9 protein-coding genes and 2 pseudogenes are annotated in these 14,104 nt (G+C 61.6%); 8 read left to right on the forward strand and 3 right to left on the reverse strand.

Translation table 11 applies throughout. The annotated features are described in order from the left end of the window. The first annotated feature begins 778 nt into the window (after positions 1 to 778). The 7 genes and pseudogenes from AUC68_RS13735 to AUC68_RS13765 all read left to right on the forward strand — a co-directional run bounded on the left by AUC68_RS13735 (position 779) and on the right by AUC68_RS13765 (position 9,339). Positions 779 to 868: a potassium-transporting ATPase subunit F gene (locus AUC68_RS13735; RefSeq protein ID WP_069438193.1), complete on the forward strand. Its 90-nt coding sequence runs from the start codon at positions 779 to 781 to the stop codon at positions 866 to 868. 37 nt (positions 869 to 905) lie between these two features. Next, positions 906 to 2,978: a potassium-transporting ATPase subunit KdpB gene (gene kdpB / locus AUC68_RS13740; RefSeq protein WP_244500535.1), complete on the forward strand. Its 2,073-nt coding sequence runs from the start codon at positions 906 to 908 to the stop codon at positions 2,976 to 2,978. Positions 2,979 to 3,100: 122 nt separating this feature from the next. Next, a complete protein-coding gene (gene kdpA, locus AUC68_RS13745; protein WP_083240753.1) occupies positions 3,101 to 4,786 on the forward strand; it encodes a potassium-transporting ATPase subunit KdpA in 1,686 nt (561 codons plus the stop codon). A 20-nt stretch (positions 4,787 to 4,806) separates the two neighbouring features. After that, positions 4,807 to 5,370, forward strand: a complete 564-nt coding sequence (locus tag AUC68_RS13750) for a potassium-transporting ATPase subunit C (RefSeq protein ID WP_069438195.1) — start codon at positions 4,807 to 4,809, stop codon at positions 5,368 to 5,370. Between the two features lie 65 nt (positions 5,371 to 5,435). Beyond that, positions 5,436 to 8,158: pseudogene (locus AUC68_RS13755) on the forward strand (DUF4118 domain-containing protein). Further along, positions 8,155 to 8,841 (forward strand): annotated as a pseudogene (locus tag AUC68_RS13760) (response regulator). The pseudogenes AUC68_RS13755 and AUC68_RS13760 overlap by 4 nt, the downstream one beginning before the upstream one ends. A gap of 51 nt (positions 8,842 to 8,892) precedes the next feature. Beyond that, entirely contained in the window at positions 8,893 to 9,339 is a 447-nt protein-coding gene (locus tag AUC68_RS13765) for a PTS sugar transporter subunit IIA (protein ID WP_069438196.1), read from the forward strand. On the opposite strand, the gene AUC68_RS13770 is transcribed toward AUC68_RS13765, so the two are convergent. From AUC68_RS13770 to AUC68_RS13785, 3 genes are all read right to left on the reverse strand, one after another. Continuing rightward, complete coding sequence (locus AUC68_RS13770; protein WP_069438197.1) at positions 9,326 to 9,781, reverse strand: ParB/Srx family N-terminal domain-containing protein; 456 nt, start codon at positions 9,779 to 9,781, stop codon at positions 9,326 to 9,328. The two genes, AUC68_RS13765 and AUC68_RS13770, sit on opposite strands and share 14 nt — an antisense overlap. A 526-nt stretch (positions 9,782 to 10,307) precedes the next feature. Further along, positions 10,308 to 11,552 (reverse strand): serine hydrolase domain-containing protein, encoded by a 1,245-nt coding sequence (locus AUC68_RS13775; RefSeq protein ID WP_069438198.1) that lies wholly within the window; start codon positions 11,550 to 11,552, stop codon positions 10,308 to 10,310. Positions 11,553 to 12,506: 954 nt separating this feature from the next. Then, a complete protein-coding gene (locus AUC68_RS13785; protein ID WP_069438200.1) occupies positions 12,507 to 12,905 on the reverse strand; it encodes a helix-turn-helix domain-containing protein in 399 nt (132 codons plus the stop codon). Between the two features lie 163 nt (positions 12,906 to 13,068). Here AUC68_RS13785 and AUC68_RS18815 point away from each other — a divergent pair, with 163 nt between their 5' ends. Further along, entirely contained in the window at positions 13,069 to 14,001 is a 933-nt protein-coding gene (locus AUC68_RS18815) for a helix-turn-helix domain-containing protein (RefSeq protein ID WP_425283237.1), read from the forward strand. Positions 14,002 to 14,104: the final 103 nt, after the last annotated feature.

Genomic DNA, 14,104 nt, shown 5'->3' on the forward strand with positions numbered 1-14,104 from the left:
CACCAGCGGAGAAGTTCGCCGAGTGTGTTGCGGCGATCGGTTGAATCGGCAGTCAGAAGCGGACATCGGTGAGCGGAGCAGGGAGGGCCGCTCTGCTCTCAGGAGCGGACACGATGAGCGCGGCTGCGACCGACCTAAGCCGACCGCCTCAGAGTCCTCTGTACCACTTGCCTGCTCTCGCAGTTAAGGTCCCTGTTTCCGCTCCGGAATTCCCTGTTTCGTCTGAAAAATTCCCTGATCTGCAGCTTAGGGAATTTTACTATTTCCTGTTGATGCAAAACGGAAAAACCGGTGTCAGGAGGGCAGGGTGGCGCAAGAAGAGCCGAACTTCCCTGTATTTTCCCCTAGATCAGGGAAACGCAATGCAGAGACACGTTCGCTGCTGACTGCCAGCACAGCCACTTGAGTGTGGCCTCTCTGGTTCTCTCCCAAATCTCACAAACACGCGCTGCGAGGCCCGGAGTTTCGCCGCCACCTTGCGGTGGAGTTGTTTTGAGGGAGCGCTGAGCGGGTCTCTCCGGCCCGATGCGAGGCGCTTCCACGGCCCGGCCAAAGGGCCAAGACGGGGGCCACGTCGATGACGGAGCCTTCATCGTCAACAATTCAGCGGCAGACACTCTCTGTTTGGCGCTGAGTTCCCGTGAAAACGGGGCTTCGGCACGTCCCTATACCATTCCTATATCGTCGATCCGCCTTCCACCTCGAAATCCTATGAGACCAGAGACTAGCTTCCGAGCGGTCGCACGTTGCGGCTGAAACTCGCGAAGAGGCAAGCTCGATGGATTTTGACCACTGGCTCGCCGGCATCGTTGCGGCCGGTCTCCTGCTTTATCTCGCTTTCGTCCTGCTCGGTCCCGAGAACTTCTAGGGAAACGATCATGCAATCTTCCCATGTGCGGAAGCGGATGTCCGTTGCTTCCTTGACGGATCCGCAGATCATCGTCCCTGCCGTCGGCTCTGCCTTCGCCAAGCTCGATCCCCGAACGCTCGTCAAGAATCCCGTGATGTTCGTGGTCGAGATCGTCGCCGCGCTGAGTACCGTCTTTCTCCTGCAAGACGTACTGGCGAGGGACGGTCAGGATCTCGGCTTTGCGCTGCAGATCGTCGCCTGGCTCTGGTTCACGATACTGTTCGCCAACTTCGCCGAAGCCGTTGCCGAGGGCAGGGGCAAGGCACAGGCGTCGACTCTTCGGCAGACCCGCGAGGAAACCATCGCCAAGCTGATTGTCGACGAGAAAACGGAGCTGACCGTGCCGACTCCGGCAAGCAAACTCGGTTTGGGTCAGATCGTGTTGGTGGAGGCGGGCGATTTGATTCCGTCGGACGGCGAGGTCGTCGAGGGCGTGGCTTCCGTGAACGAAGCCGCGGTCACCGGAGAATCAGCCCCGGTCGTTCGCGAGGCCGGCGGCGACAGATCCGCCGTGACGGGCGGCACGCTGGTCGTGTCCGACTGGCTGAAGGTACGCATCACCGCGGCGCCGGGTACGACCTTCCTCGACCGCATGATCAGGCTGGTCGAGGCGCCGAGCGCCAGAAGACACCCAACGAAATTGCGCCTCACCGTTCTGCTGGCCGGTCTCACGCTCATCTTCCTCATCGTGGTCGCGACAATTCCGAGCTTCGCCAGCTACGCTGGCGGTACGATTCCGCTCCTCGTCCTCGCCGCGCTGTTCGTTGCGCTGATCCCCACCACCATCGGGGCGCTCTTGTCGGCGATCGGCATCGCCGGCATGGACCGGCTCGTCCGCTTCAACGTGCTGGCCATGTCGGGACGTGCAGTGGAGGCGGCCGGCGACGTGGACACGTTGCTCCTCGACAAGACCGGCACGATTACGCTCGGGAACCGGGAGGCCGCGGAGTTCATCCCCATGAAGGGCGCTTCAGAGCAGGAACTGGCCGACGCTGCCCAGATCGCCTCTCTTGCCGACGAGACGCCCGAGGGAAGGTCCATCGTCGTGCTCGCCAAGGAGAAGTACGGCATCCGCGGCCGCGACATCCATGAACTCGGCGCAACGTTCATCCCGTTCAGCGCGCAAACCAGGATGAGCGGCGTTGACATCGGCGGCTCCTGGATTCGCAAAGGCGCGGTCGATGCGGTGCTTGTTCATCTCGATGCCAGTGGCACGCAGGGCAATCGCAAGAAGACGACCGGTTTGACCGAAGCCGGCCACGAGATCGATGCAATCGCCGAATCGATCTCGAAGTCGGGCGGAACCCCGCTGGCGGTCGCCAAGGACGGCAAGCTGCTGGGCGTGATTCACCTGAAGGACATCGTCAAAGGCGGCATCCGCGAGCGCTTCGCGGAGCTGCGGCGCATGGGCATTCGCACCATCATGATCACCGGTGACAACCCCATGACGGCGGCCGCGATCGCCGCCGAGGCGGGAGTCGACGATTTTCTTGCCCAGGCGACGCCCGAGGACAAGTTGAAGCTGATCCGCGCCGAGCAGGCCAAGGGCAAGCTCGTCGCCATGTGCGGCGACGGCACGAACGATGCGCCGGCGCTGGCGCAATCGGATGTCGGTGTGGCCATGAACACCGGAACGCAAGCGGCGCGCGAGGCCGGGAACATGGTGGACCTCGACTCCAATCCGACCAAGCTCATCGAGATCGTCGAAATCGGAAAGCAGCTCCTGATGACGCGGGGCGCTCTGACGACGTTCTCTATCGCCAACGATGTGGCGAAGTATTTCGCCATCATCCCGGCGATGTTCATTGCTCTGTATCCGCAACTCGACGCGCTGAACGTCATGGGGCTTGCCACCCCCCAGAGCGCAATTCTCTCGGCCATCATCTTCAACGCGCTGATCATTATCGCGCTTATACCGCTGGCGCTAAGAGGCATCTCTTATCGTCCGTTGGGGGCCGCCGCGGTTCTGCGCCGCAATCTGCTGATCTACGGCCTTGGTGGGCTCATCGTGCCGTTCATCGGCATCAAGCTCATCGACGTCCTCGTGACAGCCCTGCACCTAGCCTGACGGAAGGACCGGCTTCGATGACCATCCTCTACCTCGTGCTTGGAATCGGAATCTTCGTGCTTCTTTACCTGATGACCGATGCGGTCGACCGCATCTAGAGCATTCGTCCCGGAGTGTGATCCATGCCTCTCACTGCCATTCTCTTCGTTGTCTTCATCGTCGGCACGGCGATTGCCCTGTCCTGGCCGCTCGGCCGCTACATGAGATGGGCGATGGACCCGGCGCCGGCCGGCGGCGTCGCGGCGCGGTTCACCGGGGCATTCCAATGGACCGGCGGCCGTATTGCGCGGGTGCAGCAAGATTGGAAGCGCTACGTCGTCACCATGCTCATCTTCAACGTGGTGATGTTCATCGTCAGCTTCTCAATCCTGGCGCTCCAGCAATATCTGCCCCTGAACCCAGACGGAAAGGGAGCGATCGACGGCAGCCTCGTCTTCAACACCGCGGCGTCTTTCACCTCCAACACGAACCTCCAGCACTATTCGGGTGAAGTCTCGCTGAGCTATTTTTCGCAGCTTGGCGCGCTCATGTGGTTGCAATTCGTGTCCGCGGCGACGGGCATTGCCGCTCTGGCCGCGCTGGCGAGAGGCCTCGCCGGCCGGGAAAGCGTGGGCAATTTCTTTGTCGACGTCCAGCGTGCCACGTTCCTCGTGCTCTTGCCGGCTGCACTGGTCGTCGCGTCGCTGATGCTGATCGGCGGCATGCCGATGACCTTCCAGGGGGCCGCGCATGTCATGACCCTGGAAGGGGCGGAACAGGTGATCGCCCGAGGTCCGGTGGCGGCATTCCTGACGATCAAGCAGCTGGGGACAAACGGCGGCGGCTTCTTCGGGCCGAACAGCACGCATCCGCTGGAAAATCCGAACTTCTGGACGAATGCGCTGTCGATGATCTCGATCGTCCTGATCCCGATGGCGTGCGTGTGGATGTTCGGCCGGATCGTGGGGCGCCTTCGTCACGCCGCGGTCGTATTCGGGGTGATGCTGGTCTTGCTGCTCGCCAAGATCACCGGCGCCGTCTATTTCGAGTCCGCGCCCACCGCGGCCTTCGCCGACCTTCCCATCACGCAGAATGTCGGCAACCTCGAGGGGAAGGAGATGCGTTTCGGGGCCACGTCCGGCCCGACTTGGGCGGTGCTCACCACCTCGACCAGCAACGGCTCCGTCGGTGCCATGCACGATAGCCTCAACCCGCTCACGGGCGTCATGCCAATGGTCGGCATGTGGCTCAATGCCACCTTCGGCGGCGTGGGCGTCGGCATGATCAACATGTTCCTGTACATCATCGTCGCGGTGTTCATCGCCGGAATGATGGTGGGCCGCTCGCCGGAATATCTCGGCTGGCGGGTCGAATCGCGAGAGGTCAGGCTGGCGATCTTGGCGCTGGTCGCCCACGGTCTTTTCATTCTCGGTGGCACGGCGATCTTCGCCGCCACGCCCTGGGGCACCGAAGCACTCAACAATACGGGGCCGCACGGATTCAGCGAAGTCCTTTACGAGTTCAGCTCGGCCAGCGCCAACACGGATCGGGCTTCGAGGGGTTGGGCGACGACACGGTCCCCTGGAAACGTCTCGACGGGGACGATCATGCTGCTCGCGCGCTTCATTCCGATCATCCTTCCGCTCGCGATCGTCGGCTCGCTCATGACAAAGCGGCGCACGGCCGAATCCGCGGGAACCCTCGGTGTGGACGACGGCACCTTCGCCGCCATGCTTCTTCTGACGATCCTCATCGTCGGTGCTCTGACCTTCTTTCCGGCGGGGACGCTGGGCCCGGTCGCGGAGCATTTCGCATACGCGGTGCGGTAAATCGCCTTGGAGGCAAGCCCATGAATGCTCTTCTCACTAGCTGTCGTCTCGTCATCGCGACCATGCTGATTTGCGTGGCCGGCTACGCGACCGTCATCTGGGGCGTCGGCCATATCCTCACCCCGTGGACGGCCCAGGGTTCACTGATTACGGCGTCTGACGGGACGGTTATCGGCAGCCGCTTGGTCGCGCAGGATTTTACGGAGGCCAAGTACTTCTGGCCGCGTCCGTCCGCCGTGGACTACGACGGGGCGGGCGCTGGAGGGAGCAATAAATCGCCGGCCAGCGCCGACCTCACGGTGCGCGCCAAGGAAATCGTCACCAAATATGGGGCCACCGCGGACAATCCGCTGCCGGCGGAGTTGGCGGCGGCGTCTGGCGCCGGGCTGGATCCGCACATCAGTGTGGACGCCGCCCGGTATCAGGCCGTGCGGGTGGCCAAGGCGCGCCAGCTTCCTCTCCCGGAAGTGCAGACTATAATCGATATGCACGCCTCCTCGCCGGGCGGGTTCTTGACACTGGGCCGCCTCGTCAATGTTCTGGAAATCAATCTCGCGCTCGATCGAGCCAAGGAGGCGCCATGAGCGATCCGGCCGGTCCGGCGGCAAACGCTCGTTGATCCTCTGAGCGCGGAAAGGTCTGGGCGTGAATGCCGGAAGAGCCGCACAATCTCGACGACAGGCCGTCTCCCGACGCACTTCTCGAAAAGGCGAACCGGGAGGAGCGCCGCATCGGCAAACTGAAGGTCTTCATCGGGGCCGCGCCTGGCGTCGGCAAGACCTACGAAATGCTTGTGCAGGCGAGATCGCGAACCAAGGATGGTGACGATCTCGTCGTCGGCGTGTAGAGACCCATGGCCGCAAGGAGACGGAGGCCTTGCTGGAGGGGCTGGAGGTCGTTCCACGCCAGCGTATCGAATACAAAGGGCAGTGGTTCGAAGAGATGGACCTAGACGCCATCCTTGCCCGCAAGCCGAAGATTGCCCTGGTCGACGAGCTCGCGCACACGAATGTCATGGGCAGCCGACATCCCAAGCGCTATCTCGATGTCGAGGAGCTCCTGAGCAACGGCATCGACGTCTACACGACCCTCAACATCCAGCACATTGAGAGCCTCAACGATGTCGTCGCGCAAATTACCGGTGTCCGGGTTCGCGAGACGGTGCCCGACTCAATCCTCGATCGCGCCGACGCCATCGAACTGGTGGACATTACGCCCGATGATTTGATCCAGCGCCTGAGAGAGGGGAAGGTCTACGTGCCCAAGCAGGCGGAGCGTGCGCTGGAGCACTTCTTCTCGCCGGCCAATCTGACGGCCCTTCGCGAATTGGCCTTGCGCCGCACTGCCGAGCGCGTCGACGAGCAACTCCGCACCGAGATGCGGGCACGCGCCATCGCGGGGCCATGGGCCGCGGGCGAACGTCTGCTGCTCTGTGTCAACGAGGATCCGCGCGCGGCCGGGCTGGTCCGTTATACGAAACGCCTGGCCGACAGGTTGCACGCGACATGGAGCGCGCTCTACGTCGAGACGGGACGCAGTCTGCATCTGAGCGAGGAAGAGCGATATCGCGTCGCGGATACGCTTCGTCTTGCGCAGGCACTGGGCGGAGAACCGGTTACCATTCCGGGTGGTCACCGCAGTGTTGCCGACGACGTGCTTGGCTTCTCCCGATCCAACAACATCACTCAGATCATTGTCGGCAAATCCACCCGGTCTTGGTGGTTCGCCCTTCTGCACGGTTCTATCGTCGGCGATCTGGTCCGGCGGTCCGGCGATATCAGTGTGCACGTCATCGCGGGGCACGACCTCGGGCAAGACGCCGTCCCGAAGAGGACCGTCAATGCCGCCGAGCGATCGGAGCCGTTGCCCCCGTGGCCTTACGTCTACGCGCTCGCCGCGGTGGCCATGGCCGTCGCGGTCAGTCAGATGCTGTGGCCGTGGATCGGGCTTCCCAACACCGATCTCGTCTTTCTCACGGCAGTCGTCGGCATTGCGGTTCGCTTCGGCTTGTGGCCATCCCTCTTTGCCAGTGCCATGTCGGCTCTTTGCTACAATTTCTTCTTCACCGAGCCGTACTACACGTTCCAGATCTCGAACCCGCACGAAGTCATCGCGGTTCTCTTCTTCACGGTCGTAGCCATCATCGTGTCCAATGTGGCGGCACGGGCGCGCGCTCTCGCCGTCGCGGCAATGGCGCGCGCACGCACGACGGAATCGCTGTACGCATTCAGCCGCAAGCTCTCCGGGGTCGGCACACTGGACGATGTGCTTTGGGCGACGGTGTACCAGATCGCCATGATGTTGAAATTGCGGGTGGTGCTGCTGCTGCCCGAGAATGGCGTTCTCGCGGTCAAGGCGGGATATCCCCCGGAAGACGTCCTCGACGAGGCGGACATCGCAGCCGCCAAATGGGCCTGGGAGCACGATCGCCCTGCCGGGCGAGGTTCGGATACGCTACCCGGTGCCGAACGATTGTTCCTGCCCATGCGAACCGGACGTGGTGCCATCGGTATCGTGGGGTTGGACGGCGACAAGCCGGGGCCCTTGCTCGCTCCCGACCAAAGGCGATTGATCGATGCGCTCATCGATCAGGCCGCTCTTGCGATCGAGCGCGTGCATCTTGTCGACGACCTCGATCGGGCCGAGCGCCGGGTGGAAGCGGATCGGCTTCGTTCGGCGCTCCTGACCTCCATCTCCCATGACTTGAAGACGCCGCTCGCGGCCATTGTCGGTGCCGCGGGAACACTGAAAGGATTCTCGAGCAAGCTGAATGATCAGGCGCGAGCCGAACTGATCGAGACGGTGATCGAGGAATCGGAGCGTCTCAACAAGTTCATCGCTAATCTTCTGGACATGACGCGGCTCGAGTCCGGAGCGATAAGCCCGAGGACGGCGCGTCACGACGTTGGTGAGATCATCGCCACGGCTCTGGAGCGTGCAAGCGGTGTCCTTGCTGGTCACAATATTGAAACCGACATTGCCGACGACTTGCCCATGCTCGACATCGACCCTGTCCTATTCGAGCAAGCCTTGTTTAATCTTCTCGACAATGCGGCGAAGTACGCCCCACCAAGGACCACGGTTCTTGTCGAGGCGTGGTGCGATGAGAATGTCGTCAAGCTACAGATATACGATCAGGGGGTGGGGATTCCTCCAGAGGAGATCGATCGGATCTTCGAGAAGTTCCATCGCGCCGAGAAGATGGATCAGGTTCGCGCTGGCACAGGGCTGGGCTTGGCGATCTCTCGCGGTTTTATCGAGTCCATGGGTGGGACGTTGACGGCTTCGAATCGTTCGGACCCGCAAGGCGCCGTCTTCACCATCACAATGCCGGTGCCTGAGCCCACAGAGCACCTGGGTACCGCGGCATGACCACGAACCCGCTCAAAGTCTTGGTCGTTGATGATGAGTCTCCAATCCGCAAGTTACTGCGCACGGGATTGAGCACCCAGGGCTATCAAACCCTCGACGCGCAAATGCCAAAGCGGCGTGGAGTTGATGGCAGAGAAGCCGGATCTGGTGATCTTGGATCTCGGGCTTCCCGACATGCAGGGGCTCGATTTGCTCCGGACGATTCGCGCCCAGCGCGAGGATCTACCGGTCGTCGTTCTGTCGAGCCGCGGTGACGAAACGGCAAAGGTCGAAGCGCTCGACTTGGCGCCGACGACTATGTCACCAAGCCATTCGGCATGGAGGAGTTGCTGGCGCGCATGCGGACCGCCCTGCGGCACCAACTTCAGGCGCATGGGGAGCGACCGGTCTTCCAAGTCGACGGCCTGTCGGTGGACCTCGTCCGGCGCGTTGTGAAGGTTTGCGGCACGGAGGTGAAACTGACGCCCAAAGAATACGACCTGCTCCGGGCGATGGTGCAACACGCAGGCAAGGTGTTGACGCACAAGTTCTTGCTGAACGAGCTCTGGTCCGTGCCCATTGACCCGCAATATTTGCGCGTCTACGTGCGGCAACTCAGGCAGAAGATTGAGCCGAATCCGGCGCGCCCACACTACATCATGACCGAGACGGGCGTGGGCTATCGGCTGAGGGCACCTATTTAGCCGCGGATACCCACAGGCGTTTCAACACAGAGCAGACGGATGGCTGGAGCAATGCAGATCGTGGACTTTCTCGCGCCGACCGATGTCGTTCTCGGCGTACGTGCCGCCGATAAACATCAGCTGTTGCGAGAGCTTTCCGCTCAGGCGGCAGCGGGGGCAGGACTCGATCCAGACGAGGTGGCGATGAAGCTCGCCAAACGTGAAGAACTCGGTTCCACGGGCGTCGGAAACGGTGTCGCGCTACCGCACGCACGCATCGCGGGGCTAAAGCTGCCATTCGGGTTCCTCGCACGCCTGCACCAAGCCATTGACTTCGACGCGATCGACGATCAGCCGGTCGATATCGTCTTCTTGCTCTTGTTGCCTGAGACGGAGAACGGTGAGCAACTCAACGCGCTCGCCTGCGCTGCCCGAGCGCTGAGAAAGCCCGAGAGGCTGTATTCCATCAGGAACGCGGTCGATCGCGAGGCCGTCTATGGAGCCATCACGGCGGACTGAGCGATGGCATGTCCGTCGATGCTTCGTGCGCTTGGTCCAATGAGAGGTCGATCTCAGCGAGCGAGAAGCCTGTCAGCGTGACATCGAATTCCATGTCGACGAGAGCCTGAAGCTCGATGGCCAACGTCTCTTTGTCCCAGCCTGCGTTCAGGGCGAGCTTGTTGTCGGCGAGCACGTAGGCACGTCTCTCTGCCGGTGGCAGATGGGATAGTCTCAACGTGGGAACGTCCTTGAGATCAAGTTTCTTGGCGGCAGCCACCCGTCCATGTCCAGCAATGATCTGCCCGTCGTCGCCGATCAGAACCGGGTTGGTAAAGCCGAAGCGCCTGATGCTATCGGCGATTTGCCGGATCTGCCGCCTCGAGTGCCGTCTTGCATTGCCCGGATAGGAGGTGAGAGACGACAGGGACTGAAGCTCAATTTGAACGGTCGGAACGGACACTTACGCAACGCCACACAAATGCGAATCAGCTCGGTGATACATTTAGTGAGAGTGGAGGCCGGTCTACGTGCAAGTTGTATTTGGCCACGGGACGCATTGAGCAGGCCCTTAGCCAACGGCATCTGGCGTCGACAGAAACACCCAGAGATCGGGGCACTTACGCGTGTTTGCCGAGCGAATGTGACTGTGACCGACAGAGGGAATAACAGGGAATTCGGGAGACACGTTCGCCTCTGACTGCCAGCACAGCCACGCAAGTCGTGGCTTTTGCGGTAGACCCAATCTCGACCCGGACCGCACTTGCACCGTTCTTGCCTTGGCGCAGGCGGAGCACGGCTCGACGGTTCAAGGCCAGATCTGCGGCTGCGAAGCTCCAGTGTTCATTGCATTGAGACACTATGGGCGCCTGGCTGGCGGGTCGTGTCACTGACGCCGAAATCCTCTCAGCGACACACCGTGATCTCATCGTCTAGCCATCCGTCTCCGCCATGGCGTGCGAATGCAAAACAGTGCGTGAGTTCGGTACTTAGTTGGCCGCCCGTTTACCGACGATCTGATAGAGCGCGCCAACCGCCTCGCTGAGCTTGTCGGTGCCGTCGGGCGGTTGCGAGTTGGTCTGGACCGTGATCATCAAATTCTCGTCGGCGAACCAGACATACAGCGTCCGGTATCCCAGACTTTCGCCCTCGTAGAACCATTGTGCACCGAGCGGTCCGAGAACTTTCTTGACCAATCCGAGTGCGAAGCCTCCGGGATCGTCGGCCGAGACATCCGCAATCGGCTCCCCGGTTTTCATCGAAACGAGCTTCGTCCACTCGGCCTGCTGCTCCGCCGGCACGGTCTTCCCCGCGAAGATCGCGCGTATCCAGCGATCCACGTCGCGGGGACTGGACACGCCGCCCCCGGCTGACTGCATCCACGAGACGCTGTCTTCGCGTACGTCGCGCCCGATAAGCGGTGCGTTCCAGGTCGTCGTGCAACTGGGCTGATATTCGGCACAGGCCCCGTTTTCGAAATAGCCGTGCGACAGGCGTTGAAGGACCGACGACGGGTAGTGGCTCGGTTCGTAGAACGTCGAGGTGAGTCCATGTGGCGCGATCACGTATTTCTGCACGAGATCGCGAAATGGCGTGCCGGCGGCCTTCTCGGCAATCATGCCTGCGAGAACGTAGTTCGTATTCGAGTAGTGATAGCCCTTTGTCACGGGCAGTTGGTTGGTGGGGCTTGGATAAGCGGCGTCGGCCAGCTCTTTCAGGGTCAGCGTGCGCGTCGGCTCGCTCGCCCACACCTCGGAGATCCACTCCGTCTCGGAGTAGTTGGGAATGCCGCTCGTCATGTTGAGAAGGCGGCGAACCGTGACGTGTCCCCATGCGGGATATTCTGGCAGCCATTTGCCGACCGTATCGTCGAGGGAGAGTTTGTTCGCCGCTTCGAGATTGAGGATCACAGCCGCGGTGAACGACTTCGATGTGCTCCCCATCTGGTAGAGCGTATCCTGGTCGACGGGCTTTGCGCCTGGGGCTCGTCCGATCGTACCGGCGAAGGCTTCAATCGCCGGTCCCGTGGCGCCGAAACTGATATAGGCCGCGATGCCCGTGACCTTTTCGGCCGGGGCGCGCGCCTCCACCCACGTATCGAGCGCCGCTTGAACTCTCGCGACCTGAGTGGGCTCCGGCTCGGCGGCAAGACCAGCCGTCGCAAGAACAAGACCAGCCGTCGCAAGAAGGGTTGCGCACACACTGGCGAGCCAAGCGATCGTCGAAGTCCTCATCTCAACTCTCCCAGCAGCGTCGCATCTCGCGGATTATAATACGTTGAGGGACACGGAGGGGAGACGGGAAGTGGGGCGGGGCGCGTCTGCTCTTCCGTGGTATTCGCACCTCCGCCCCCTCGGGCATGGCCAAGGCGTCGTCCACCTCGACGCAAGAATGTCTGACGGTGCTCTCAATTTTTGCGTGTCGAAGGAGCCATTGAGCCACGAGGAGGATGCCGGTCCTCCGATCGAACAGGGTTGCCTTCGTCCATCGCAGGGCGCGCGCTCCAACCAGCGACGGATCGAGGCCATAGCGTCGAATCCAGCCGCGCCTATTGTCGAGTGGTCAGGGGTTCAGGGGCGGCTCAAGACAGGGCCTAAGCTGTAGCAATTCTGTCATGAGACATATCTATAGGTTGTCTTCGTGACAGTTTGTCCTTTCAAGCTGGAATCCCCCGAGAGCCCCGGCCCCAAGCGACCGGGGCTCGTTTCACTTTGGGTCGCCGTAAGCAGTGTGCCGTAGCGATGCAGCACCGAAACGAATTGCAGCAGCGGGCCGCTACGGAACAGCACAAGTTTTGATTTGTACGACTGCTTCTATGCCTATCTGTGGCAGCAGGAGGGCAACATGCGCGAGCGGATCAGAGAACCAGAGGGAGACCGTAGACGTGGCCAGGCGTGACAAAGATGCTCCGAAAGTACAGGGGACTGCCGATTGGTTTGAGCCAAAGGATGGTGACGCCGGTAGCGCGCCGGCTTCAGGCTCAACAGCCAGGGCAGCCGCACCTAGGAGGACCCTGCTGCGGTTGCTGGATTACGCCATTGAGGAGGGCAGGCGGCACCAACTGACCACCTTCGTTCAACGCCTCGAAGAGGCGGAAATTGCGCTCGTCGAATCCACGGCGATGCGGAGCAACGGCGATGACCAGTCGGAGCCGTCTTCAGACAGACTGAACTAAGCGTGGCTTGCAATCACTGCTTGTTCCGGGCTTTTCGCCGTTCCCTCTCCGCAATGTTCTCGACCACATCCGCGATCGCACGCCGAACGTCCGTATCGTCGACATCGGCGAAGGCGCGAGCCAAACGCACCGCCTGGGCGTTTGAAAGATAGTCTGGGAGCGCGGACTGGCTGTCACCGTCGCTTTCCGTGCCGTCGAACAGCGCTGCTATGGGAGCTGCGAGCAACTGGGCGATTTGCAGGAGCCGGCTGGCTCCAATGCGGTTCGTGCCATTCTCATATTTTTGGACTTGCTGAAATGTCAGCCCAAGCTGATCGGCTAGGGCCGTCTGCGACATGTTCAAGACCAGCCGGCGGGCCCGGATGTTGCGCCCGACAACGGCGTCAGTCTCACAGGCTGATCGCTTGCTCATTTTCCACCCATTCGCTGTCCAATGTGCAGCACCTGTGCTGGGAGCCATATGCTGACACTTGTCATATTCCTATGCGCACGCCATCCTTCTCGGCTTGGCAGGCTGACTATTTCGGCTTAACAGGAGGGCGGATGTCGTGAGAGCGGTCTTTTGCACAAAGGATGTGCACCCACGTGACCGATTCGAGGGGTGGCGGGCGGCCGTATGCGACGCCGTCGTACCGCACAACAGCGTTCCTAGGGAGCATCACAGCTTCACCGGCGATCTCGAAGCTGGATCGGTCGGCTCCCTCGACGTCTGGCGGTTGTCGTGTTCCGCTGTGAACTTCAATCACGAGGATCGACACATCGCCAACACGGCCCCGAATCACCTGTTCGTGTTCCGCCTGACGCACGGACTCCTCGCAGTAGAACAGAACGGTCGGGAAGCCGTTCTCCGTTCAGGGCATTTTGCTTTGATCGATCCGATGATTCCCTACAGCGGTACCTTGGCCGACAACTCGGATCTCTTGGTCCTGAGCGTGCCGCGCGCCGAAGTTGAGGCGCGCATTGGAAGGCGCGCCGATCTTGGTGCGCGGTCCAGTGCCGAGCACGGCAGTCTCGCATCGTCATACTTGACCGCGATGACCGTGCATGAGGGTCAGCTTAGTCCGGTTGCCGAGGACATGGTCGAGAGACAATGCCTGGATCTCGTGGCTCTCGCCGTTTGTGAGATGGCAGGGGCACCCTGCAAGTCCTCGCGAGCCTCGCTAGTCCTACGAATCCGGTCCGCAGTTGAGTCACTGATGAGGAACCCCGGTCTTAGAGTCTCGGATATTGCAACAGCAGCCGGCGTGAGCGTGCGGCACGCCAACGCCGTACTGGCCGCTGAGCAGGGTACCTCGCTCAGCCGGTTACTTGCGACAATGCGCTTGGATCGCTGCAGAAAAGCCCTCGAAAACGCAGCGCTCGCTGAACGCTCCGTGAGCGAGATTGCATACTCCTGGGGGTTTTCGGACCTTACGCATTTCGGTCGAGTGTTTCGGGCAGCTTATGGCGTGCCTCCCAGGACGTATCGCCAATCTTGCAGAGCGGGCACGCACCCCAACGTAGACTGAGGCGCCGAATGTCAGCCGGGTCAGGGCGGCGGCATCGGCTGCCGCACAAAGCCTGGGGCCTGCTACATTCTCCGCGACTGCGAGCCGATAACGTGACAAGGCC

Source organism: Methyloceanibacter methanicus, from assembly GCF_001723285.1.
In the GTDB taxonomy this organism is placed as follows: Bacteria; Pseudomonadota; Alphaproteobacteria; order Rhizobiales; family Methyloligellaceae; genus Methyloceanibacter; species Methyloceanibacter methanicus.